The organism is Algoriphagus persicinus (assembly GCF_035156415.1).
GTDB lineage: Bacteria > Bacteroidota > Bacteroidia > Cytophagales > Cyclobacteriaceae > Algoriphagus > Algoriphagus persicinus.
On sequence record NZ_JAYEEY010000003.1, the window covers coordinates 65,242 to 88,281 of the forward strand.

Annotated in this window: 23 protein-coding genes; 15 read left to right on the forward strand and 8 right to left on the reverse strand. The window is 41.7% G+C overall.

What is annotated here, in order from left to right:
* The first annotated feature begins 93 nt into the window (after positions 1-93).
* The gene (locus U3A58_RS03295) at positions 94-1,560 is read left to right on the forward strand and encodes a glycine--tRNA ligase (RefSeq protein ID WP_323821964.1); all 1,467 of its coding nucleotides are present in this window, start codon (positions 94-96) and stop codon (positions 1,558-1,560) included.
* A gap of 143 nt (positions 1,561-1,703) precedes the next feature.
* Here the strand turns inward: U3A58_RS03295 and U3A58_RS03300 are convergent, their stop codons facing one another.
* Positions 1,704-2,042 (reverse strand): hypothetical protein, encoded by a 339-nt coding sequence (locus U3A58_RS03300; protein WP_323821965.1) that lies wholly within the window; start codon positions 2,040-2,042, stop codon positions 1,704-1,706.
* A gap of 250 nt (positions 2,043-2,292) precedes the next feature.
* Positions 2,293-3,276 carry a lipoate--protein ligase family protein gene (locus tag U3A58_RS03305; RefSeq protein WP_323821966.1) on the reverse strand — a complete coding sequence of 328 codons (984 nt, stop codon included), beginning with the start codon at positions 3,274-3,276 and terminating at the stop codon, positions 2,293-2,295.
* Between the two features lie 163 nt (positions 3,277-3,439).
* Here U3A58_RS03305 and crtD point away from each other — a divergent pair, with 163 nt between their 5' ends.
* Positions 3,440-4,909 (forward strand): 1-hydroxycarotenoid 3,4-desaturase CrtD, encoded by a 1,470-nt coding sequence (gene crtD, locus U3A58_RS03310; RefSeq protein ID WP_323822150.1) that lies wholly within the window; start codon positions 3,440-3,442, stop codon positions 4,907-4,909.
* 62 nt (positions 4,910-4,971) lie between these two features.
* Entirely contained in the window at positions 4,972-5,154 is a 183-nt protein-coding gene (locus U3A58_RS03315) for a hypothetical protein (protein WP_323821967.1), read from the forward strand.
* A gap of 81 nt (positions 5,155-5,235) precedes the next feature.
* On the opposite strand, the gene U3A58_RS03320 is transcribed toward U3A58_RS03315, so the two are convergent.
* Positions 5,236-5,742, reverse strand: a complete 507-nt coding sequence (locus U3A58_RS03320; protein ID WP_323821968.1) for a regulatory protein RecX — start codon at positions 5,740-5,742, stop codon at positions 5,236-5,238.
* 71 nt (positions 5,743-5,813) lie between these two features.
* Here U3A58_RS03320 and tpiA point away from each other — a divergent pair, with 71 nt between their 5' ends.
* The 6 genes from tpiA (at position 5,814) to U3A58_RS03350 (ending at position 11,883) form a co-directional block, all read left to right on the forward strand.
* A complete protein-coding gene (gene tpiA / locus U3A58_RS03325) occupies positions 5,814-6,575 on the forward strand; it encodes a triose-phosphate isomerase (RefSeq protein ID WP_323821969.1) in 762 nt (253 codons plus the stop codon).
* Between the two features lie 3 nt (positions 6,576-6,578).
* The gene (gene prmA / locus U3A58_RS03330; RefSeq protein ID WP_323821970.1) at positions 6,579-7,409 is read left to right on the forward strand and encodes a 50S ribosomal protein L11 methyltransferase; all 831 of its coding nucleotides are present in this window, start codon (positions 6,579-6,581) and stop codon (positions 7,407-7,409) included.
* A 184-nt stretch (positions 7,410-7,593) separates the two neighbouring features.
* Positions 7,594-7,782, forward strand: a complete 189-nt coding sequence (locus U3A58_RS03335; protein ID WP_323821971.1) for a hypothetical protein — start codon at positions 7,594-7,596, stop codon at positions 7,780-7,782.
* A 105-nt stretch (positions 7,783-7,887) separates the two neighbouring features.
* On the forward strand, positions 7,888-9,612 hold the full coding sequence (recJ, locus tag U3A58_RS03340) for a single-stranded-DNA-specific exonuclease RecJ (protein WP_323821972.1): 1,725 nt from the start codon (positions 7,888-7,890) through the stop codon (positions 9,610-9,612).
* A 1-nt stretch (position 9,613) separates the two neighbouring features.
* Positions 9,614-10,351, forward strand: a complete 738-nt coding sequence (lptB, locus tag U3A58_RS03345; protein ID WP_323821973.1) for an LPS export ABC transporter ATP-binding protein — start codon at positions 9,614-9,616, stop codon at positions 10,349-10,351.
* Positions 10,351-11,883 carry a GH3 auxin-responsive promoter family protein gene (locus tag U3A58_RS03350; protein WP_323821974.1) on the forward strand — a complete coding sequence of 511 codons (1,533 nt, stop codon included), beginning with the start codon at positions 10,351-10,353 and terminating at the stop codon, positions 11,881-11,883. The genes lptB and U3A58_RS03350 overlap by 1 nt, the downstream gene beginning before the upstream one ends.
* An 82-nt stretch (positions 11,884-11,965) precedes the next feature.
* Here U3A58_RS03350 and ccsA (U3A58_RS03355) read toward each other — a convergent pair whose 3' ends face one another.
* From ccsA (U3A58_RS03355) to U3A58_RS03375, 5 genes are all read right to left on the reverse strand, one after another.
* Positions 11,966-14,488, reverse strand: coding sequence for a cytochrome c biogenesis protein CcsA (ccsA, locus tag U3A58_RS03355; RefSeq protein WP_323821975.1), 2,523 nt, complete (start codon positions 14,486-14,488; stop codon positions 11,966-11,968).
* A 26-nt stretch (positions 14,489-14,514) separates the two neighbouring features.
* Entirely contained in the window at positions 14,515-14,931 is a 417-nt protein-coding gene (locus tag U3A58_RS03360; protein ID WP_323821976.1) for a cytochrome c maturation protein CcmE domain-containing protein, read from the reverse strand.
* Positions 14,932-14,943: 12 nt separating this feature from the next.
* On the reverse strand, positions 14,944-15,285 hold the full coding sequence (locus U3A58_RS03365) for a CcmD family protein (RefSeq protein WP_416377276.1): 342 nt from the start codon (positions 15,283-15,285) through the stop codon (positions 14,944-14,946).
* Positions 15,286-15,288: 3 nt separating this feature from the next.
* Positions 15,289-15,963, reverse strand: coding sequence for a cytochrome c biogenesis protein CcsA (gene ccsA / locus U3A58_RS03370; RefSeq protein ID WP_323821977.1), 675 nt, complete (start codon positions 15,961-15,963; stop codon positions 15,289-15,291).
* A gap of 251 nt (positions 15,964-16,214) precedes the next feature.
* A complete protein-coding gene (locus U3A58_RS03375) occupies positions 16,215-16,880 on the reverse strand; it encodes a heme exporter protein CcmB (protein ID WP_323821978.1) in 666 nt (221 codons plus the stop codon).
* Positions 16,881-17,053: 173 nt separating this feature from the next.
* Here U3A58_RS03375 and htpG point away from each other — a divergent pair, with 173 nt between their 5' ends.
* From htpG to U3A58_RS03405, 6 genes are all read left to right on the forward strand, one after another.
* Complete coding sequence (gene htpG, locus U3A58_RS03380; RefSeq protein ID WP_323821979.1) at positions 17,054-18,940, forward strand: molecular chaperone HtpG; 1,887 nt, start codon at positions 17,054-17,056, stop codon at positions 18,938-18,940.
* Between the two features lie 210 nt (positions 18,941-19,150).
* Entirely contained in the window at positions 19,151-19,567 is a 417-nt protein-coding gene (locus U3A58_RS03385) for an RrF2 family transcriptional regulator (RefSeq protein ID WP_091692533.1), read from the forward strand.
* Positions 19,568-19,642: 75 nt separating this feature from the next.
* Positions 19,643-19,915: a DUF2061 domain-containing protein gene (locus tag U3A58_RS03390; protein WP_323821980.1), complete on the forward strand. Its 273-nt coding sequence runs from the start codon at positions 19,643-19,645 to the stop codon at positions 19,913-19,915.
* Positions 19,890-20,594: a phosphoadenylyl-sulfate reductase gene (locus U3A58_RS03395; RefSeq protein ID WP_323821981.1), complete on the forward strand. Its 705-nt coding sequence runs from the start codon at positions 19,890-19,892 to the stop codon at positions 20,592-20,594. The genes U3A58_RS03390 and U3A58_RS03395 overlap by 26 nt, the downstream gene beginning before the upstream one ends.
* A gap of 139 nt (positions 20,595-20,733) precedes the next feature.
* Positions 20,734-21,633 (forward strand): sulfate adenylyltransferase subunit CysD, encoded by a 900-nt coding sequence (cysD, locus tag U3A58_RS03400; protein ID WP_323821982.1) that lies wholly within the window; start codon positions 20,734-20,736, stop codon positions 21,631-21,633.
* A gap of 135 nt (positions 21,634-21,768) precedes the next feature.
* The gene (locus U3A58_RS03405; RefSeq protein ID WP_323821983.1) at positions 21,769-23,025 is read left to right on the forward strand and encodes a sulfate adenylyltransferase subunit 1; all 1,257 of its coding nucleotides are present in this window, start codon (positions 21,769-21,771) and stop codon (positions 23,023-23,025) included.
* Positions 23,026-23,040: the final 15 nt, after the last annotated feature.

The following is a 23,040-nucleotide window of genomic DNA, read 5'->3' on the forward strand; positions in this document are numbered from 1 at the left end:
TTTACTTATTTAATAAACACTCGTTAGTTGCTTCATCTGATTTAGCAGTTTTTCACTCCCCAGATATCAATTTGTTTCCTTAATTTTGCCGCTATGGCAAAAACAGAAACTCCTGCGGAAAACGCGCAATTGAAAGATATTATTTCCCATGCTAAAGAGTATGGATTTGTTTACCCTAGTTCTGAGATCTACGACGGTCTCCAAGCAGTCTATGATTATGGCGCTTATGGAGTTGAATTGAAAAACAACCTGAAGCGGCTTTGGTGGGAGACCATGACCCGAGTGCAGGACAATATCGTTGGGATCGATGCCGCCATTTTTATGCACCCTACCACCTGGAAAGCTTCTGGTCACGTGGATAGCTTCAACGATCCTATGATCGATAACAAGGATTCTAAGAAGCGTTACCGTGCTGATGTGCTAGTGGAAGAGCATGCAGCAGTATTCGAAAGAGCCGGAGAGATAGAAAGAGCAAATGCATTGACAGGTGCGCTGGCGAGGCTTTTGGAAGCTGAGGATCTAGCAGGCGTGAGAGATTTGATTACTAACGAAGGCATCAAATGTCCTATCAGCGGCACGTCCAACTGGACAGATGTTCGTCAGTTCAACTTGATGTTCTCTACTCAAGTGGGCTCTGTGGCAGAAGACTCTACCACTATTTACCTAAGACCAGAGACTGCCCAAGGTATTTTTGTGAACTTCCTGAATGTGCAGAAGACGGCTCGAATGAAGGTTCCTTTCGGTATTGCGCAGATCGGCAAGGCTTTTAGAAATGAGATTGTTGCCCGTCAGTTCATCTTCCGTATGCGTGAGTTTGAGCAGATGGAAATGCAGTTCTTCGTTCGTCCCGGCACTGAGTTGGAATGGTATCAGAAGTGGGCAGAGACTAGAATGAAATGGCATTTGGCACTTGGAATTCCACCCGAAAAACTCAGAAAGCATAACCATGAGAAGCTGGCTCACTATGCCAATGCTGCAATGGACATCGAATTTGACTTCCCTTTCGGATTTAAAGAAGTAGAAGGAATCCATTCCAGAACTGATTTTGATCTTAAATCCCATCAGGAGTTCTCTAGAAAGAAGCAGCAGTATTTCGATCCGGAAGTGAATCAGAATTACATTCCTTATGTAATCGAGACTTCTATAGGAGCAGATCGCTTGTTCTTATTGACACTTTGTAATGCATACACGGAAGAAAATACTGAAGAGAAAAGCAGAACTTACCTTAAGCTTCATCCTGCTATCGCACCAGTGAAGGCGGCTGTACTTCCTATCACGAAGAAAGACGGCTTGCCGGAAAAAGGAAAAGAGATCCTGGAGCTATTGAAATATGATTTCAACATCATCTATGAAGATGCTTCTTCTATCGGTAAGCGCTATGCAAGACAGGATCTGATCGGAACACCATTCTGTATTGCTGTCGATCACCAGACACTTGAAGACAACACAGTCACTATCCGTCACCGCGATACTACCGAGCAGGAAAGAGTACCTATTTCTGAGCTTCATGGCAGAATAGCTGAAGCGACTAGCTTTAGAAGAGTATTTGAGAAATTGTAATAATCGTGCTGTTGCTCTTCGGGATTTGTAATCCCGAAGCAATGACGTAGGATTTTTAATTCGACAGTTTTAATTCCAGTAATAGCTTATCGGGCAGGTTTTGTACTGATTGCAAGTCCCGAGGAGTAGTGCATAAAATATTCTTACTTGACCCACAAGGCTCCATCTCGTTCATTTCTAAGAGTAGAACTGTCTACATATCGAAAAATTAGCTGATCGATGACTTCATCAGCTTTAGCTACGATTATTTTCTCACCTCTGATTTTGTAGGTAGTCCTATAGACTATATCCCCGCTTGGCAAGACATCGGCTATTCCATCAACCGATAAAGTAATAAAACTGCTACAGTTTAACTCGGGGTTATCACCCGGAATACATCCTTCAGGGATATAAGAATAGGTGCCTAAAATCTCGGGTTCATCAAGTTTTTCGCATGAGAAGAAAATTAATCCTAGCAAAGAAAGGAGTAGTAAGTTTTTCATAAAAAAAGAGTTAAGTGTACAATCAGTACGAAACCCTAGTCAACCTTGCTACAAAAGAGATAGTATTTTATAAAAGCCAATTCCTCAGGAATGCAGATTACAAAAAAGCAAGAATGATTTTCAAGCAGTCATAAGAAACTGAAAAGTATCAATACCTTAAAAAAAAATAGCATCGGGTCAAAGCCCGATGCTATCTAAATTTTGAGTTACAAACTGTAGCGTCTATTCAGGACTAGTTAAACTCCAACAATTATTCAGGAATAGAGCATCCTAAATAATCAATATTTGGAGTGTTAGTATTTTTAACTGACAAACTATTAACTTTTGTGTCTGCCCAAATTCTTGCTTGTCCGTCATTCGCATTTCCTGTGCCACAATCAGGACTGAAATCAAACTCAAATGTAGTTGCTGTTGCATCGGAACATCCAATATCACCAACCCATGTTAATACTGTCTGATTGATTGCATTATTTACGGAATACATTTTTCCATCTGGTGCAGTGTACTTGTCATTCTCATCCAAGGTCATACCCATAATCTGCGGGAATGTAAATTCCACCACTGCATCTGTAAGTTCAGAAGCTGCGTCATACGAGAAAACTACATGTAAATTCTCATTAGTTGCTACATAAGAGAAAGACTCATCATCACAATCAATGCATTCGCCAATTAACGTATATGACACATCACCAGCTTCTAAAGGACTTCCTCCGCCTCCTGTATTTCTCCATTGTTCTGTAATTACATCTCCAGCAACCCAACCAATTGGCAAAGCTCTAGAAACTGAAAAAGTAGAACCAATTGTTAAGGATCCTTGATTTACCCAATCACCCAAATCTTCGTCATAATATTGAAGATTTCCTCCATTTTGGCCATCAGAAGTAAGGGTAAATCTATATTCTATGGTAGTTAAGGTATTCCAAACCTCCACTTCCAAAGTTTTTTCGCTAGGGTTGTTTTGATTACCCCATTGCCCCGAGAGGCTTCCTGATGCCGAAAATTCATTTCCTGATTCATCAGTGATACAATCCACCAAGTAATCACCTCCACCTACAAGAATCATCGCATTCTCATTTCCACCAGTAGAATAAGGATTCAATACGAATCCCGCCTGATCTGCCTTTTCCAAAGAATTGGTCAGATCTTCATTTTCGTAAGTAGCCATTTGGCTACAGGCTCCTAAAAGCAATGCTGAGGTCACTAACGCCAGCATTTTGATTGTAAAAATTTTCATAGAAGTATAAAGTTTTCGATTTATGACGGAAGATAAATGTTTTTTAAATACAAAAGAACGTTGTTTAAAACATTTTTCTAAAATTATTTAAAGGGGTCATATATTTAGTCTAAATATTGAAAAGGGAATCTGGGAAAAGAATAGTTAAAACTCAATTACCATTATAAATAGGAAAGCAATTATCGTAGGTTCTGGCATAGCTGGAATTGCTGCAGCTATTCGATTAGCGGTGCAAGGCTATGATGTGGAGGTATTTGAGGCGAATTCTTATCCGGGTGGAAAACTCAGCGAGATCACGTTGGGTAAGTATCGATTCGACGCGGGACCTTCACTTTTTACACTTCCTGAACAAGTGGATGAGTTGTTTCGATTGGCAGGAAAAAACCCTGAAGATCACTTCGAATATGAGAAGTTGGATGTGGGCTGTCATTATTTCTGGGAAGATGGGACGCGATTGAATGCCTATTCAGATCTCAATCAATTTGCAGAGGAAGTACAGACGAAACTGGGAGAACCGGCATCAAGCATTCTGGGTGCGCTACGGAAATCGGCATTCATATACGACAGTCTCTCGCCGCTTTTCATGAATCGCTCGCTTCATAAATTTAATACCTGGACAAATCCTCAAGCGATGAAGTCTTACTTGAGAATGAGGAAATTAGGAATTTTCTCAACAATGAATGAGGCGAATAGAAAGCAGTTTTCTCATCCTAAATTGGTGCAACTCTTCAATCGCTACGCGACTTACAATGGCTCAAATCCCTTTGAAACCCCAGCGACCCTGAACATCATTCCTCATCTGGAATTTAATATAGGCGCCTTTTTCCCAAAAAAAGGAATGCATGACATCACGTTAAGCCTTTTCAGACTTTCAGAAGAACTTGGAGTGAGCTATCATTTTGGACAGAAAGTAGATCAAGTCCTTGTTGAAAATGGAAAGGCAAAAGGGATAACGGTAAAAGATGAAGAAATCCATGCTGACCTCGTGGTGAATAACATGGATATGGTCAATGCTTACAAAACCATTCTCAAAGGCCAGAAGCAACCTAAGCTTTTACTCAAGCAGCTCAAATCAAGTTCTGCCCTAATCTTTTATTGGGGGATCAGACGGAATTTCCCTGAATTGGGTCTGCATAATATTTTCTTCTCGGATAATTATGCGTTGGAATTTGAGCATATTTTCAAGCGAGGGACTATTTATGAAGATCCCACGGTTTACCTCAACATTACCTCTACACATAAGCCAGACGATGCACCCACCGGTTGCATGAATTGGTTTACCATGATCAATGTACCTAATAACCAAGGACAGGATTGGGATAATTTAATAGCTACTGCCAAAAGGAATATCCTCCACAAGCTAAACCGCATTTTAAAAACAGATGTGGAAGCGTTGATTGAAGTGGAAGAAATCTTGGATCCGCGGACGATAGAATCCAAGACCTCGAGTGCGCAGGGAGCGCTGTACGGTAATAGCTCCAATAATAAGTTTGCCGCCTTCCTGCGTCATGCTAACTATTCGGCTTCAATAAAAAATCTATATTTCTGTGGAGGGTCAGTCCACCCGGGCGGCGGGATTCCTCTCTGTCTGCTTTCTGCTAAGATTATGAGTGAAATGATTAAAAGTCGGTGAGCAGTATTCAGTTGCAGTTTTTTGGGTGAATTGTCTGGTTCTCATGACTTGGACCTAACATAATGAAGTCTATCAAGTGCTATTCCGAACTAGCGATAGTCGTTCGTGTCAACACGAACGGCGGCACAGTGTTACCTGTCATCGTCTCTACTATCTGGACAAGACATTTCAGATTTAACACCTTGGTTGAGTGGATAGAGATGCCCTGGAGGATATGCGGTTTTGAGACGCAGGAGCAGCCGTGAAGAAAATTGGCTAGCTCGCGACTTTGGAGCGAGATCCGCCGATTTTTAGGCAGCAAGGAGTCTCAAAAATCAAATCGGTCATCAATCTTTCTGCAAACTCTCTAAAGCTTCCTTCACCAAATCCATCTCAAAGCCCTTGTTCATTAGGTATTGGGTGACTTTGTACTTCTTTTTGTAGAGATCTGTTCCATTTGTGCTTTCCCACTTCTTCTCCGTCTGCGTCAAAAGTGTGTCGTAGTATTCCTCAGGATCAATTTCAGAGAGTCCTTTTTGAATGAGCTCCTCAGGAAGTTCTCGCATTTTCAACTCCATCCGGATACGGGTTTTACCCCATTTCTTTAATCTGAATTTACCACGGGCAAAGGCACGTGCATATCGCTCTTCATCTACAAATTCGGCTGCGATCAATTCAGTGATCAATTGTTCTGCCTGCTCATCTTTTATGCCTTTATCATACAGTTTGTGCCGAATTTCCCAAGGACAACGATCTTGATACGCACAAAAAGTAGTGAGCTTCTCGAAGGCTTCCCCCGGTGACCAAGAGTTTTTTCCTGACTCATTTGGCTTATATTTTCCCCAACTGGACATTTTCCGTAATTTTAGACCAAATTATCTTTAGATTCTTTTTTATCAAACCTAATAAATTTTCAAAACACATTATGCGTAAGAAAATCGTAGCCGGCAACTGGAAAATGAACATGACCTTCGAAGAAGGTCAGACTCTTACTTCGGAAATTTTGAATATGATCAAAGACGAGCATAAGGGCGATGCTATCGCTGTGCTTAATCCTCCTTTTCCACATATTTTCCCAGTAAAAAAACTTATCGGAGAAGCAAAAGGCGTTTTTATCGGAGCCCAAAACTGTTCTGACAAGGAAGCTGGTGCTTTCACAGGAGAAGTTTCTGTAAAGATTCTTGCTTCCTTTGGTGTACAATATGTGATCATCGGTCACAGTGAGCGTCGTGAATATTTCAAAGAAAGCAATGAAATGCTTGCTGCCAAAGTGAAACTTGCGCTAGGAAATGGGTTGAAACCAATTTTCTGCTGTGGAGAATCTCTAGAGATCAGAACTGCAGGAACTCATGAGCCAAACGTGAAATTTCAATTGACAGAAGGTCTCTTCGATTTGAGTCCAGAGGATTTCTCGAAGGTCGTGATCGCTTATGAGCCGATCTGGGCGATAGGCACAGGCAAGACGGCAAGCTCTGAAGAAGCTCAGGATATGCATGCGGCTTTGAGAAGGCACATAGCTTCCAAATATGGAAAGGACATCGCAGACAACACGTCAATCCTCTATGGAGGCAGCTGTAATCCAAAGAACGCGCAAGAACTTTTCGCGAAGCCTGATGTAGATGGCGGATTGATCGGCGGAGCATCACTGAAGTCTCGTGATTTCGTGGATATTATCAAATCATTCTAAAAAATGGATTACCGGGAGTTTAAGATCAAGTGCCTGGATGAATTTCGGGAAATCCTAGTAGCCGAATTATCCATGATAGGCTTTGATTCCTTCCTCGAAACAGAGGAAGGGATCGATGCTTATACACTGGAGTCAGATTTTGATCGCGTTGCTTTCGATGAGGTGATCACCCAGTATCACGAGGATGCAAAGATCAGTTTGGAAGAAGGAGTTCTGCCCAAGGTCAATTGGAATGAGGAATGGGAGAAAAATTATGATCCCATTGCTGTGGACGATCTGGTATATGTCAGAGCTTCTTTTCACGCAAGTAAGCCTGAGTTTGCCCATGAGATAGTGATCAATCCCAAAATGTCCTTTGGCACGGGGCATCATGCCACTACCTTTCAGATGCTTCGTCATCAAGGTAAAATCGATCATCAACGTAAAAGAGTGTTGGATGTAGGTTCTGGAACAGGAATTCTTGCAGTGATGGCTCATTTGCTCGGAGCCAGTGAGGTGGAGGCTTTCGATATTGATGACTGGTGTGTAGATAATGGAAATGAAAACTTTGAGCTGAATGGATTGACTACCCGAATGCAATTGGGCACGATCCGTGAAGTGAATCCCAAAGGCGAATTTGACATCCTCTTGGCCAATATCAATAAATATGTGTTGCTTGACGAAATGAGCATTTACGCTGATTTACTGAAGGATAATGGGTTTTTATTACTCAGTGGCTTTTATACTGAGGATATTGATGATCTGAATGACTGTGCAAAACCATTGGGATTAGCATTGATCTCTCAGCAAAGTAAGGATAATTGGGCAGCGTTGATTTTGAAGAAAATAGCTTGAAGACAGCAGACCGAAGACGGAAGTAAAAATAGTGAGCTATATGGTTCAAATTACCTTAGTCCTCAATTCTGTCTTGCATGCCGTAAATCGTAATTCAAAAATCGTAATTAAGAGGAAAGGTGTCAAAGAACATCACAATGTGCCCACCTTACCACTTTAAAACTTTACTACTCTTTTCCCCAAAATGACTGAACTGATTATTTATGCTGTAGTTTTTGTGTTGCTGATTGTACATTGCCTTTTTGCGGGAAAAATGTATCGTGCTGTGCATGAGGACGCCGGTTTGAATTTGACGGAGAAGAATGATTGGAAACTGAAAGCGCTTATCTTCCCCGCTTATTTTTGGGGACAATATAGAAAAGTGAAAAGCTAGCATTATTTACTTTTGAGTAAACTTTTTGGCTTCAAAAGCCGATAATAGAACCAGTACTTTTAAATCAATAAAATCACAAGAAACTTAGTTTACTAAATTAGCTTCATGGAGTACCTCTGGAAACAAAAGCCCAAAACCTCACAAACAGCGATAGATCAGCTGAGCAAAGAGATCAATGTCAACCTGACATTGGCCAACATGCTGATAAACCGAGGGGTGGAGAGTTTTGAGCAGGCAAAGAGCTACTTCCGTCCATCGCTAACCTCTCTGCACGATCCTTTTCTCATGAAGGATATGACCGAAGCAGTTGAAAGAATTCAAGTGGCTATAGCTGCTGGTGAGAAAATCATGGTCTATGGAGATTATGATGTGGATGGCACCACGGCAGTTGCGTTGATGTATGGGTTTCTAAAAACTTTCTATCCGGATGTGGTTTTCTATATTCCTGATCGCTACAAAGAAGGCTACGGTATTTCTGAAAAAGGAGTAAGATTTGCCGCTGAAAATGAAATTAAGCTAATTATAGCGCTGGATTGTGGGATAAAGGCAATAGAGAAAGTTGCTTTAGCCTCAGAGCTGGGAGTTGATTTTATTATTTGTGATCACCATACACCTGGAAATACACTTCCGGCTGCTGTGGCAGTTTTGGATGCTAAGCGGAGTGACTGCCATTATCCATATAAGGAGCTCAGTGGTGCGGGAGTTGGCTTCAAACTCATTCAGGCTATTGCAATCAAGCGAAGTATGGACAGTTCGCAGTTGGACGCTTACTTAGATCTAGTGGCTGTAAGTATCGCAGCTGACATTGTGCCGATTACGGGTGAAAATAGGATTCTTGCCTATTACGGTCTAGATCGTCTAAATAATACTCCGCGTCCTGGCTTGAAAGCGCTGATTCTGAGCAGCAATCTGGAAAAGGACATCGGGATTTCTGATGTTGTCTTCAAGATTGGTCCCCGAATCAATGCTTCGGGAAGATTGGAACATGCCAAAGCATCTGTGGAATTGTTGATTTCGTCCGATTTGGAGGGTGCAATGGAGCGGGCCAAAGTGGTGGATGAAGTAAATGCCACGCGGCGGAATTTCGATGAGAATATCACCAAAGAAGCATTTGAAATGATCGCTTCTCGTGAAGAAACAGCGGATTGGAACTCTACAGTTCTGTTCAAAGAAGACTGGCATAAAGGAGTAATCGGAATCGTCGCCAGTCGTTGTATCGAAAAGTACTATAGACCTACGATCATTTTGACGGAGTCAAATGGAAAGGCGACCGGCAGTGCTAGATCTGTGGTGGATTTTAATATATACGAGGCTATTGAGGAGTGTGCCGATCTATTGGATCAATTTGGCGGTCACATGTATGCTGCCGGATTGACGCTTCCAGTAGAGAATGTGGCGCCTTTTCAAGAGAAGTTTGAGGCTGTAGTGAAGAGTAGAATAGAGGAAGTGCATCTTAAGCCAGTGATAGAAGTTGACGATGAATTGCTATTAGATCAGATTAATTACAAGTTTTATAATATCTTGAAGCAAATGGCGCCATTTGGGCCGGGAAATACGGAGCCGGTTTTCCGAATTGCCAATGTATATGCAGAAGACGTGACTGTACTTAAGGATAAACACTTGAGATTCAAAATCGTACAGGATGGTCAGGTGACCACTCCTGTTTGCTTAGGTTTTGGGATGGCAGATCGGGCAAAAGATCAGGATTTGACTACCGTGAATATGCTCCGTGGGAAAATGAGATTTGATATAGTAGCTGAAATGAGAGAAAATGTCTTTCGCGATAGGAGTAGTTTACAACTTTACGTGAAAGACATCAAATTTGATTGATATGATTCTTCGTGCCGAAAATTTAGTAAAAATCTACAAAAATCGCCGGGTGGTGAATGATATCTGCGTGGAAGTGAGTCAAGGCGAGATCGTTGGACTTTTGGGTCCAAATGGTGCCGGAAAAACTACTTCCTTTTATATGATCGTAGGATTAATTGAGCCCAATGAAGGCAAAATTTTTCTAGAAGATGATGATATCACTAGCCTTCCCATGTACCGTAGGGCAAAGCAAGGAATCGGATACTTGGCTCAAGAAGCATCAGTTTTCAGGAAGCTTTCCGTAGAAGAAAATCTCATGGCTGTGCTGGAAATGACCAAAATGCCCAAGCAGGAGCGCAAAGAAAAAGTAGAGAGCCTACTCGAAGAATTCAGCTTGACTCATGTACGCAAAAATCTCGGGATGGTACTTTCCGGTGGTGAGAGAAGAAGAACTGAGATAGCACGGGCACTGGCCGTTGACCCTAAGTTCGTCTTGTTGGATGAGCCTTTTGCGGGTGTTGATCCCATAGCTGTAGAAGAAATTCAGACCATTGTCGCGAAGCTAAAGACCAAAAATATTGGTATTCTAATCACGGATCACAATGTGAATGAAACCCTATCTATCACAGATAGGGCATACCTGATGTTCGAAGGAAAATTGTTGAAAGCAGGCACAGCTGAAGAGCTCGCGGCGGATGAACAAGTTAGAAAAGTGTATTTGGGAGCTAATTTTGAGTTGAAACGTAAAGTTTTTAATTAATGGCGGTTCTGAATTCCTTTATGACTTGGATCTTCAGGAGCCGTCTGGGTCAGATCGACAATTTCAAGCATAATCCGATTGCTGTTCAAGAGTCTATATTCAAAGAGCTTATTGAAGCAGGTAAGAAAACTGACTTTGGTAAGGAACATGGCTTTGCAGAGATTGCAAGCTATGCCGATTTTGCCATCAAAGTTCCAATACGAAATTACGATAAGTTTAAACCGTACATCGACAAGGCGATGGCAGGTAGCGAAAATGTGATCTGGAATACAGCAATAGAATGGTTTGCAAAATCTTCAGGAACCACTTCAAGCCGTAGCAAATACATCCCAGTGACCCATGAGAGTCTGGAAGAATGTCACTATAAAGGAGGCAAAGATATGGTAGCTCTTTATATGTCCAACTATCCTGATTCTAGACTTTTTACAGGCAAAACTCTCACCATAGGAGGTACACTGGATAATAATCCACTTAATCCGCAAGGGACAGCTAGGGCAGGAGACATCTCTGCCGTGATCATGCAAAACATGCCTTTCTGGTCATATTTCGTCAGGACTCCATCGAAAGAAACTGCTTTAATGGGAGAATGGGAAGCCAAGATTGAAAAAATGGCTCGGGAGACCATGGACGAAGATGTGACCTGCATGGCTGGCGTACCTACTTGGACTATAGTTCTTTTGCAAAAAGTCTTAGAATTAAAGAAAGCCAAGAATATTCTTGAAGTATGGCCAAATCTGGAGATTTTTTTCCATGGTGCAGTTGCTTTTGGGCCGTATAGAAGTCTTTTCAAGGAACTTATTCCTTCGGAAAAAATGCGATATATGGAAACCTATAATGCCTCTGAAGGATTCTTTGGGATTCAGGATCAGAGAGATTCTGATGAATTGTTGCTACTGTTGGATTATGGGATTTTCTATGAATTCATTTCCATGGAAGAGTGGGAAAATGAAAATCCAGAAGTGATTCCTTTGTCTCAAGTGGAGGTAGATAAGAATTATGCTCTTGTGATCAGTACTAATGGAGGACTGTGGCGCTATAAAATCGGTGATACGGTGAAGTTCTCATCAACCTTACCCTATCGATTCAGAATATCTGGCCGCACAAGGCATTTTCTCAATGCATTCGGTGAAGAAGTGATTGTGGAAAATGCCGAAAAAGCAATTCAGTTTGCCGCCGAGCATACAGAAGCGATGATCTCCAATTTCACTGCCGCACCTATATATTTTGAAGGCTCTGGATCAAAAGGAGCCCATGAATGGATCATTGAGTTTCAAAAGAATCCATCTGATCCAAAGGAATTTAACCGGCTTTTAGATGAGCATTTGAGAGAAATCAATTCGGATTATGATGCCAAGCGTTATAAAGGTTTGGCATTGGTAGAACCTATTATTCATCATGTGGCACATGGTGTATTTGAAAATTGGATGCGAAAAAGAGGGAAATTGGGCGGGCAGCATAAAGTGCCTAGGCTTTCCAATTCCAGAGAATATGTGGATGAGATATTAGGAATGCTCCAAAACACGGAAGTTTGAATTTAGCTTCTTGAAACTTGCCAAATAAGAACAAAGCCCGCCGATATATCGACGGGCTTTGTTCTGTATTAGACTACTGATTTTAGACTTCCAATCCTTTGTCCCTCATTTTTTTGAACTCATCAAATCTTCTGAAAATTGCTACGGTAAATCCAACGAGCATAATGATAGTACCTATCCAAAGAACATTGATGTAAGGCTTCACAATCGCTTTCATCACCACGTAATCTTTTTGGTATTGATTGACCTTGAAGACAAACTTATTCTCCTCAGGCAAAATGTTTTCTAAGCTGATTTTGATCCCCAACTCATTATCTATCACAGGAAGCTTACCTACCTGATTGTTGCGGATAATAAAGGTAGGCTGAAGTAGTTTCTCTACGTCATAATCCAAAATTCTAAGGTTAGCGCGCACTGCCACATCACCTTCTTGAAGCACATAGCCATCTAGTTCCTTGAGAACATCTGCTCCATCAAAATAGGTGACAAAATCTGCTACGTGAAATTGCTCTCCCGGAGCTACTTCGTAGATTTCATCTTCTTTCCAATCTGGATCCTCAGAATCATTCATGGCTGCCACATACGTGTAGAGATCCTTGTCTATGAAAATTCTGGAAGCAGGTGATGAAATCAAACCACCCATGCCCTCATTGAATTGAGACATAGGGCTCAACGAGAACTTCAATACTTCATTTTGATAATATTCGATCTGGAAGTAATCATTCTCCTCCAATACGATGTCAACTTTATCACCCTTCTTGAAGTAATCTTTATAATCCTCCAAGGCGAGAGCTTCATTAACCTTCCCTGTTGGTTCCAAAATCTTGGCAGGCACATATTCTGAAATGCCTTTCACTTTCTTCTGACGACCACGGTAGATCACCGTGTAATCTTTCATCTGAGTGGGTTTATTGATCCAGAGCAATACATGCTCCTTGTTCAGCTCATCTTCCCAGCTATTGCTGTAAGTCAACCCTGACATGTTGATAGAAATAGTATCAGAATAGCCTGAGCTGAACATGATTCCGATTAGAATCATACCCAAGCCAATATGTGCCAAAGAGCCTCCTGCTAGTTTAAAGGATGATTTCTTAAGGATTTTAAATAAAATCACCGAGTTGGCTGTAATAGTGAAGGTACCCGCAAGTACTACAATGATGTATTGCCAATCATAAACTTTGGCAAGAACAATAATGGCTGCAGACAATAAAACGGAGATGATATAAGGTGTCAAAAGCGCATCTTTCAGTGCCTTCTTATCCATTTTTTGCCACCAGAAAAACTGTCCCACAGCCGTGAGCATAGCCAAAGCTACCGCAAACCATAGCTGGAATTTGGTGTAAAACTCAATTTGATCAGCAGGAGGAGCCATATTTGATATACCGCCAAAGCTTTCGACCATCGAATTCCAGGCAGGAATAGAAGTAGGAAGAATGACCTGAAAAGCCATCAAAGCCAAGGTAGTTGCTCCAATAAATACCCAAAACTCTCGGGAGTAAACCGAGGCTTCCTTCTCTGAAGTTGGAATATGCTTCCAATTTTTCACACAAAGAACTACTGCAACCGCAAGGAAGAATAGCATGTAGATCAACAATTGACCAGAAAGACCAAGATCGGTGAATGAGTGAACTGAAGCATCCCCCAGCACTCCAGATCTCACTAAGAATGTCGCATAAAGCACTAGGATAAAGGTCATGATGACCAAGACCATTGAGGTCTTAAGTGCGGTTGCACTTTTCTTGAAAGTGATCATGGTGTGAATGGATGCGACAAGAATCAGCCAGGGTACATACACTGCATTTTCCACGGGATCCCAGTTCCAATACCCACCAAAGTTCAAGGTCACATAGGCCCAATAGGCTCCCATGATGATTCCCATTCCCAGGATCATAGCGGAGAAAATAGCCCAAGGCAAAGCCGGACGTATCCATTCTGTATATTTTTTGGTGACCAATCCTCCCATCAAGAAGGCGAATGGAACCAAAGTAGATGCATAGCCTAAGAATAAGGTAGGAGGGTGAATTACCATCCAAATATTTTGAAGCAAAGGATTTAAACCCGTCCCATCTTCTGGTACAAAATCAGGATTCATCTGGAAAATAGGTGCCTGCGTGGCATCTCTCAACAGGATAAATGGAGAACTGCCAATTTTCAGATCAACTATCACCACGCCTAAAATCATAGAAACCAAGAATGCCTGTACCAGTGCAAAGACAATCATTACTGGTGCTTCCCAGTACTTATTAGTGAAAATAAGTATAGTTCCCAGCACCACATTCCAGAAAATCCAAAGAATGAAAGCTCCTTCTTGACCTTCCCAGAAGCTGGAGATCATGTAGTGAACAGGAAGTGCTTCCGAACTGTGAGAATACGCGTAGAAGTATTCGAACCGGTGATTGTAGATAATCTCAAAAAGTGAAATGGCAATCATCACTGCGGAAATGCCATGAACGGCGAAGCTGATTCTACTGAATCTCTTCCAACTGGCTTTTTCCAGTTCGTTAGCGCGGAAATACTGAATGTAAGCGTATGCGGTAGTCAGTGCACTGACAAAGGCCACTATTGTCATGAAGTGGCCAAGATTACCGATAAAGGTATTGATCATGGATTTTTTATTCTAACTGCTCTAACTCACATACCTGCCGCCTGCACTTCAGTTTCTTGGTATTTTGATGGGCATTTCATCAGGATCTTGTCGGCAATAAAGATATCGTCATTCTTATATGAACCAATTACTACTACAGACTCAGATCGGGTGAAATCAGCCGGAACGGGTTCATTGTAAAAAACTTCTTGTGCTACTCCTTCATTGTCCACAAGTATAAATGTGAAAGAAACTTTGTCCTCCCGTACATTTAAGCCGGTCACTTCTCCACTAGCATCTTTTTTCAACTGTCCGACTACGTGGATAGCTTTGTCTTCACCGTTTTGCTTCATTTCTTTAGCTGTAGTGAAGCTCTCGTAGCTACTCGCATCGCCTATAGAAGTCATGATGATTACAATAGCGATCGCTATGATTCCTAATCCTATTAAATGTCCTTTTTTCATGTTCGCTGAATTTTAGGAATGTAGATTTTTTTCAAGTTTGCTGATCTTACGGTCCGTCCCGATCAGATATACAGTGATGCCTAAGAATATGATCACGATGACACCTACTAAGACGTAAATTTTGCCGTTTGAGCGCATGAGGTCTGCCATCTCCACTGAGCTATTTGTATAATCGGTGTCAGTGACAGGGATTTTATCTTGTGCCAAAGCAGAAAGACTGAAAACCAGTAGAGCTATAGTAAGTAATTTTTTCATGTGATTATAATTGATTTGAATTGGCCACACCTGACTGCCGTCAGGCAGGTGGCTTATTATCATTCCCATCTGTGTTGTTTGCAACATGCTCGATTTCATCAATCAGAAATTAATCATTCGGTCTTCAATTGTCCTCTCCACCCTACGCATTCTGATACGCACAGTTGCGATCCAAGTGCCTAATAGTGTCCATCCAATAATTGCCGGATAGAACACCGCCCGCAACTTGGAATCCAAGTCATAGGCATTGAAGCCTGGGTTTCCGCCATTTCCAGGATGCAAACTGTCTGTTAATCTGGGTAATACGAAGATAAGAGGAATAAAAGCCGCGAATGCGAATATGTTATAGATGGCTCCGATGCGGGCTCTCTGCTGTGAATCGGTCAATGAATTTCTTAGGATTAAATACGCGAAATACATCAGAATTCCGATGGCGGCTGCGTTTTGTTTTGGATCTCCACTCCAATAATCTCCCCAAGTAAACTTAGCCCATAGCATACCAGTAACGATTCCGAGAACGCCGAAGAGTATTGCTGAGTTAGTAAATTCAATGGCCATGTCATCATTTCTGATGTCATTGGTGCGAAGGTATTTGATACTGTAATACACAGCAGCTACCAGCATAAGGATCATTCCAAACCACATGGTGACGTGAAAGTGAAGCGCGCGGATAGTTTCGTTGAGGATCGGAAGTCGAGGCACATCCATCAGCAAGCCCGCAATTAGCGTGTAGAGCAGCAGGGCAATTGCAAGAATTTTCCACCAGGATTGGCGCATAGGGTATTTTTGCTAATTCAAGTGCAAAAATAGGCATAAGTTCCTGAAAACGCTGCTTTTTGTGAAGTCTTTTGAATCTAGAAGAGGAGTTATTCCAACTAGGTTTCAACTTCATTCGAAACTATTTTAGATAAATTTTGTGATTCAAATTAATCGGCCTGAGCAAATTGCTTCAGGGATTTACTTCTGACAAAAGCTTTTCTGAGGCAATAGATTTTTTTGAAGACCTACATTTTTTTAATTTTAAAATCTTATGAACGCCACAAATAAGGAAACAAAATAAACCCGGTTACAGCGACGATTGCATTGATCGCTAACAATGTCACGAGTTTATCTACACTTACACTCCAGTCCAAACCGTCCAAAGCGTTTTTGGAAATTCGGATCGCCATCAGCAGGATCGGTATGATGACAGGAAAACTTAATATCGCCATCAGCGTGGCATTATTACCAGCTTTGGAAGCGATACCGCTTACCATTGTCAAACTCGCAGAAAACCCCATCGCACCCAGAACCAAATTGAGTAGGAATAGACCTTGGTCTTGAACAGGATTGCTCAGAATCACCGAGAAAACCACATACCCCAACAGCGCCAAAATCAGCGTTAGACCTGTATTGTAGATGATTTTGGAGAGGATAATCGCTTCGGGTGAAGCAATCATGTAGTAATAAAGTTGGCGGCCCTGATGCTCTTGGACAAAGCTTTTGGCTACTGCATTCACAGCCGAGAAAAGAATTATAATCCAATACAATGCATTCCAGGTCGGAGCGGAAATGTTCCCCTGTTTGGCACCCACACTCAAATAGGTGATGAAAACAGCGGAAACCACATAAAGCAAAATCCCATTCAGCGCGAATTTCTGTCGCCACTCTAGGGTGACTTCTTTACTAATGAGAATCGAGATTTCTTTCCACATGGCCAAAGATATTGATTTTGGATTTTGGATTTCAGATTTCGTCAGGCAAATCGTAAATCCGATAGCATACATCCGAAATCGAAACTGCCAAAATGACACCAAAACTGCTTTGGAACAACAGTTGCATTTCTGTGTCCGACAAACAGGTGTTTAACTTAAACTAATTTATAGCCATGCAGGAAAAAGGCACGATCTCGATTCATACCGAGAACATTTTCCCGATTATCAAGAAGTTTCTCTATTCTGATAACGAGATTTTTCTAAGAGAACTTGTTTCCAACGCCGTTGATGCGACCCAAAAAATCAAGCGTTTAGCGACATTAGGTCAGTACACAGGCGAACTTGGTGACACTACGGTCGAAGTGAGTTTCGACGAGAAGAAGAAAACCATCACCATCTCGGACCGAGGTCTTGGGATGACTGCTGAGGAAATCAAAAAGTACATCAACCAAATTGCTTTCTCTGGAGCAGAGGAGTTTGTAGAGAAATTTAAGGATGCCAAAGATGCCAATGAGATCATTGGTAAATTTGGTTTGGGTTTCTACTCAGCTTTTATGGTTGCCGATAAGGTAGAAATCAATTCACTTTCTTACCAAGAGGGTGCGGAAGCAGCTAAATGGACCTGTGACGGTTCTACTTCTTTCGAAATTGCTAAAGGAAAAAGAAAGGATCGCGGAACAGACGTTATTCTACATATCAACAAGGATTCTGAAGAGTTCTTGGACAAATGGAAACTTCAGGGAATTCTTGACAAATACGCGAAGTTCCTTCCTGTCCCGATCAAATTTGGCACTAAAACCGAATCTGTTGAGGATGGAGTAGATGACAAGGGTGAGAAGAAATGGAAGTCAGTAGAAATTGACAATTTTATTAATACTACTGCTCCTATCTGGACCAAATCTCCGAGCGATCTGACAGATGAGGATTATCTGAAATTCTATAAGGAGCTTTATCCTATGTCTGAGGATCCACTTTTCTGGATTCATCTGAACGTGGATTATCCATTCAACTTGACGGGGGTTTTATATTTCCCAAAAGTGAAGAACGAATTCGAACTTCAGCGTAACAAGATCAAATTATTCAGTCGCCAGGTATTTATCACCGATGAGGTAAAAGACATTGTCCCTGAATTCTTGATGTTGCTTCATGGCGTGATTGATTCTCCGGATATTCCTCTGAACGTGTCCAGAAGCTTTTTGCAAGCGGATGGCAATGTGAAGAAAATTAATTCTTATATCACCAAGAAAGTGGCTGATAAGCTTGCTGAACTTTACAAAAAAGACAGAAAAGCCTACGAAGATAAGTGGGATGATATCGGGCTTTTCGTGAAATACGGAATGATCTCTGAAGAGAAATTCTATGAAAAAGGAAAAGACTTTGCTTTGCTGAAAAATACCAAAGGAGAGTTTTTCACTATAGAAGAATATCAGGCTAAAGTGAAACCAAATCAGACCGATAAGAATGAGCAGGCGGTTATCTTGTATGCGACAGATTTGGATAAGCAAGACAGTTTTATCCAATCTGCCAATAAAAAAGATTACGATGTATTGGTGATGGATTCTCCGATTGACAGCCATTTTATCCAGAACTTGGAATCTAAATTGGAGAAAACGCAGCTGAAGCGTGTGGATGCTGATGTGGCTGAAAAGCTGATCCAAAAGGACGAGACCTATGCTAACTTACTGACAGAAGAGCAAAGCAAGGAAGTGAAAGAAATCTTCGATAAAGCGATCAACAACAAGACTTACACAGTAGAAGTGGAAGGGCTGAGTCCAGAGGAACTTCCGGTGACGATCACCATGGAAGAATTCATGCGCAGAATGAAGGAAATGGCAGCTACTGGTGGCGGAGGAATGGGCTTCTATGGTTCACTCCCTGATGCTTACAAAGTAGCGATCAACGGAAACCACCCAGTGGTGGATAAAGTATTGAAAGCCGAAACTGAAGAAGAGAAGACTAAAATAGCCAAACAGGCATTTGATCTGGCACTTCTTTCCCAAGGCTTGCTAACAGGTAAAGACCTGACTGCCTTTGTGAAGAGAAGTGTGGAATTGCTTTAAATAGGGTCAAATAATTGCAAATAGAATAATGGGGCTGTCTCGTAAGTAGGGACAGCCTCTGCTTTTTTCGGGTACGTATCTGAGTTCAATCCTAATTATCTGATTATTAGGGCACTCAATTGAGTTTTGAGATAACCTCATTTTTTTTGTCGTATATATCAAAGCCTACCTCCGTACTAGGGTATTAACCGAAAAAGCTTATTTTTGTCTATGCTTTCCAAAAAGACCAAATATGCGCTACATGCCCTGACCTATCTGGGCAGGCATAAAGATGAGAAGACAGTTCTGATCCAAGAGATTGCCGAAGAGCATGGAATCTCCCATAAATTTTTGGAGAACATCTTATTGGAACTCAAAAAGGCTGGAATGCTGGGAAGCAAAAAAGGTAAAGGCGGAGGTTATTACCTGATCAAAGAACCCAAAGATATTCCGCTTTCCCGTGTAATCCGTTTACTGGATGGACCGATTGCTTTACTTCCTTGTGTGAGTTTGAATTATTACGAACCCTGTGATGAATGCAAGAATGAGGCAGTCTGTGGGATAAATAGGGTAATGATTCAAGTGAGAGATGAAACCCTTAAAATACTGGAAAACAAGACCTTGGAGGATATTTTGAAAGAAGAGTGAAATTTTTTTGTCATTAACCCTACATATTTTATAGGGTTTATATACTTTTGTGCTTTACCTTCGTAATATTATAGTATGATTTTAGACCAACCACTCAAAAAGCTGTTTGCCGGTAAACCGGGAAAAGATAGCAATGCGAAGAGCTTGCTGAAGTCGATCTCCTGGAGAATCGTCGGTACGATAGATACGATCATTATCTCGTATTTCGTGACAGGACAGCTCGTGATGGCGATTTCCATCGGTTCGGTTGAAGTATTTTCTAAAATTATCTTGTATTATTTCCATGAGCGAGCTTGGGAAAGCGTCTCAAAAGTAGAATCCGATGATACAGAGAAAGAATTTGCATGAGTTAGAAGCTCAGTTGGAGCAACTGAGCGCACAAGAAGGATTGGCGTTGATCGCGGATTTATTTCCCGGGAAAGTCACTTTTTCTACCTCCTTGGGTCAGGAAGATCAGGTGATCACCCAGCTCATCGCCGGTGGAAATATTCCTGTTCAGATATTTTCTCTGGATACAGGAAGGCTTTTTCCAGAGACGTTAGACTTGCTCTCCAGAACCGAAGCCAAATACAAGCAAAACATTAAAGTATATTATCCTACTACCGATTCTGTAGAAAAGTTGGTTTCTGATATAGGCATCAATGGTTTTTATGAATCAGTGGAAAATAGGAAATCCTGCTGTTTTGTCCGCAAAGTGGAGCCTTTAAGAAGAGCTTTAGCCGGAAATGAGGTATGGGTGACTGGACTTCGCTCCGAGCAGTCTACCAATCGTAATGATATGAAACGTATCGAATGGGACGAAGCTAATCAGATTATCAAATTCAATCCATTGCTGGACTGGACTTTCGAGCAAATGATTGCATACATAAAAGAAAAGAACATTCCCTACAATCCGCTTCATGATAAAGGTTTTATCAGCATCGGCTGTGCACCTTGTACACGGGCGATTATGCAAGGGGAAGAGGCCCGTGCAGGCCGCTGGTGGTGGGAAGATTCGAAAAAGGAGTGTGGGCTTCACGCCAAGTAAGACGTTAGATTTTACTCATAAGACATGAGAACTTCGGTATTCATAATTCAACATTCTTCATTCAATATTAAAAAATTAAGAATGATGAATATCGAATTGCGAATGATGAAGACAACCAGAAGACATAAATAGTAAGGAAATGAACAACCTATTAATACCTAATCCTAAAGAAGCAGAATCCATCCACATCATTCGTGAAGTGGCGGCGCAGTTTGAGCGTCCGGTTTTGCTTTTTTCCGGAGGGAAAGACTCCATCACGCTAGTGAGACTAGCTCAGAAGGCTTTTTACCCGGCGAGAATTCCTTTCCCATTATTGCATGTGGATACTGGTCATAATTTTCCGGAGACCATAGAATTCCGGGACAGACTTGTAGAAGAACTTGGCCTGGAGCTGATTGTGCGCAATGTGCAGGATTCTATTGACCAAGGCAAAGTTCGTGAAGAGCGCGGAAGATATTCAAGCAGAAACGCACTTCAAACTACCACGCTTTTGGATGCCATCGAAGAATTCAAGTTTGATGCTTGTATCGGTGGAGCCAGAAGAGATGAGGAAAAGGCAAGAGCCAAAGAAAGGGTTTTCTCAGTACGGGATGACTTTGGCCAATGGGATGAGAAAAATCAACGTCCGGAGCTTTTTGACATGCTAAATGGGAAAATACACGTAGGGCAGAATGTACGCTGTTTTCCTATTTCCAATTGGACTGAATTGGATGTGTGGGAATATATCAAAACTGAAAATATCGAGATTCCTTCCATCTATTTTGCGCATGAGCGTGAGGTATTCCTCCGTGACGGAATGATCTGGACTGCCAATGAGCATGTGTATAGAGAAGAGCATGAGGAAGTGATGGTAAAAATGGTGCGATTCAGAACGGTGGGCGATATGACCTGTACCGCAGCTGTGTTTTCGGAAGCCGTAACGCTAGACGATGTAGTAGGGGAAATCAGAGATTCTACGATTTCGGAGCGAGGTGCCAGGATCGATGATAAGCGATCCGAAGCTGCGATGGAGACGAGGAAGAAAGTCGGGTACTTTTAGAATTAGGAACGTCTTTGCGAGGAGGAGGTGCCACGACAAAGCAATCTCAAACCAACTTGACTGCTGCACTTCGTTCGCAGTGACGAGAAGTAGCAGTATTATCACAAATTCAAGATTATCTAAAAACCGAACAACATGTCTGAAAATAGAAAACTTATAAAAATCGCCACTGCAGGTTCTGTCGATGACGGCAAAAGTACACTGATCGGGCGATTACTATACGACACCAAGTCCCTGACTACTGATAAAATCGAAGCAATCGAGCGTAGCTCCAAGCAACGCGGATACGATTACCTGGATTTCTCTTTAGCTACTGACGGCTTGGTAGCTGAGCGTGAGCAAGGAATCACAATTGATGTAGCTCATATTTACTTCAATACTGCGAAGACAAATTTCATCGTAGCCGATACTCCCGGTCATGTGGAGTACACTCGAAATATGGTGACTGGAGCTTCAACTTCGCAAGTTGCGATTATCCTTATCGATGCGAGAAAAGGTGTGATCGAGCAGACCTATCGTCATTTCTTTATTGCCAATTTACTTCGAATCAGTCATGTGGTCGTAGCGATCAACAAGATGGACCTTGTGGATTATGATGAGGAAGTTTATCTAAAAATTAAAGCTGATTTTGATGCCTTGGTGGCAAAGTCAGATTTTACCGAAAATCAGATCACATTTATTCCTGTTTCAGCATTGAAAGGGGAAAATATCGCTCGTCAGTCGGAAGAGATGCCTTGGTATGTGGGGAACACACTGTTGGATCATTTGGAAGTGTTGGAACCATCTGATTTGGAAGTAAGTTCTGTAGCCAGATTCCCTGTGCAATATGTCATTCGTCCCAAAACGGAAGCTTGGCATGACTTCAGAGGTTTCTCGGGAATGCTCTATGGAGGTAACTTAAAAGTAGGCGATGAAGTAACGCTATTGCCTTCGCTGAATACTTCGAGGATCAAAAGTATCCACTATTTTGATCAGGAGATTCAAGAAGCGGCTCCTGGGAGTTCCATAGCAATCACCTTGGAAACAGAGGTGGATTTGAGCCGTGGGGATATGCTGGTGAAAAGTGGAGAATTACCGACTAGTGAAAAGCGACTGACCGCTACCATTTGTCAAGTAAATAATAAGCCGCTAAGAGTAGGCGGAAAATATATTTTGCAACATGGTGTAAACCGTGTGATGGCAAAAGTGGATCAGATTGAATCCAGAATTCATACGGATTTTACAGGAACCGAAGAAGCGGTGCAGCTTAAACTGAATGATATCGGAAGGGTTCATTTCCGCTTGAGCAAACCTATCCACTTTGATTCCTATCATTCAAATAAGTCAAATGGGAGTTTTATCCTAATTGATGAAGCGGAGTACGATACAGTTTCGGTTGGATTTATAGAATAAATTCAAAATTTCAAG

Coding starts and splice junctions, on each gene's coding strand:
- U3A58_RS03295 (WP_323821964.1), top strand. CDS start 94: ATGGCAAAAACAGAAACTCCTGCGGAAAACGCGCAATTGAAAGATATT.
- U3A58_RS03300 (WP_323821965.1), bottom strand. CDS start 2,042: ATGAAAAACTTACTACTCCTTTCTTTGCTAGGATTAATTTTCTTCTCA.
- U3A58_RS03305 (WP_323821966.1), bottom strand. CDS start 3,276: ATGAAAATTTTTACAATCAAAATGCTGGCGTTAGTGACCTCAGCATTG.
- U3A58_RS03315 (WP_323821967.1), top strand. CDS start 4,972: ATGAAGTCTATCAAGTGCTATTCCGAACTAGCGATAGTCGTTCGTGTC.
- U3A58_RS03320 (WP_323821968.1), bottom strand. CDS start 5,742: ATGTCCAGTTGGGGAAAATATAAGCCAAATGAGTCAGGAAAAAACTCT.
- tpiA (WP_323821969.1), top strand. CDS start 5,814: ATGCGTAAGAAAATCGTAGCCGGCAACTGGAAAATGAACATGACCTTC.
- prmA (WP_323821970.1), top strand. CDS start 6,579: ATGGATTACCGGGAGTTTAAGATCAAGTGCCTGGATGAATTTCGGGAA.
- U3A58_RS03335 (WP_323821971.1), top strand. CDS start 7,594: ATGACTGAACTGATTATTTATGCTGTAGTTTTTGTGTTGCTGATTGTA.
- recJ (WP_323821972.1), top strand. CDS start 7,888: ATGGAGTACCTCTGGAAACAAAAGCCCAAAACCTCACAAACAGCGATA.
- lptB (WP_323821973.1), top strand. CDS start 9,614: ATGATTCTTCGTGCCGAAAATTTAGTAAAAATCTACAAAAATCGCCGG.
- U3A58_RS03350 (WP_323821974.1), top strand. CDS start 10,351: ATGGCGGTTCTGAATTCCTTTATGACTTGGATCTTCAGGAGCCGTCTG.
- ccsA (WP_323821975.1), bottom strand. CDS start 14,488: ATGATCAATACCTTTATCGGTAATCTTGGCCACTTCATGACAATAGTG.
- U3A58_RS03360 (WP_323821976.1), bottom strand. CDS start 14,931: ATGAAAAAAGGACATTTAATAGGATTAGGAATCATAGCGATCGCTATT.
- U3A58_RS03365 (WP_416377276.1), bottom strand. CDS start 15,285: ATGAAATCGAGCATGTTGCAAACAACACAGATGGGAATGATAATAAGC.
- ccsA (WP_323821977.1), bottom strand. CDS start 15,963: ATGCGCCAATCCTGGTGGAAAATTCTTGCAATTGCCCTGCTGCTCTAC.
- U3A58_RS03375 (WP_323821978.1), bottom strand. CDS start 16,880: ATGTGGAAAGAAATCTCGATTCTCATTAGTAAAGAAGTCACCCTAGAG.
- htpG (WP_323821979.1), top strand. CDS start 17,054: ATGCAGGAAAAAGGCACGATCTCGATTCATACCGAGAACATTTTCCCG.
- U3A58_RS03385 (WP_091692533.1), top strand. CDS start 19,151: ATGCTTTCCAAAAAGACCAAATATGCGCTACATGCCCTGACCTATCTG.
- U3A58_RS03390 (WP_323821980.1), top strand. CDS start 19,643: ATGATTTTAGACCAACCACTCAAAAAGCTGTTTGCCGGTAAACCGGGA.
- U3A58_RS03395 (WP_323821981.1), top strand. CDS start 19,890: ATGATACAGAGAAAGAATTTGCATGAGTTAGAAGCTCAGTTGGAGCAA.
- cysD (WP_323821982.1), top strand. CDS start 20,734: ATGAACAACCTATTAATACCTAATCCTAAAGAAGCAGAATCCATCCAC.
- U3A58_RS03405 (WP_323821983.1), top strand. CDS start 21,769: ATGTCTGAAAATAGAAAACTTATAAAAATCGCCACTGCAGGTTCTGTC.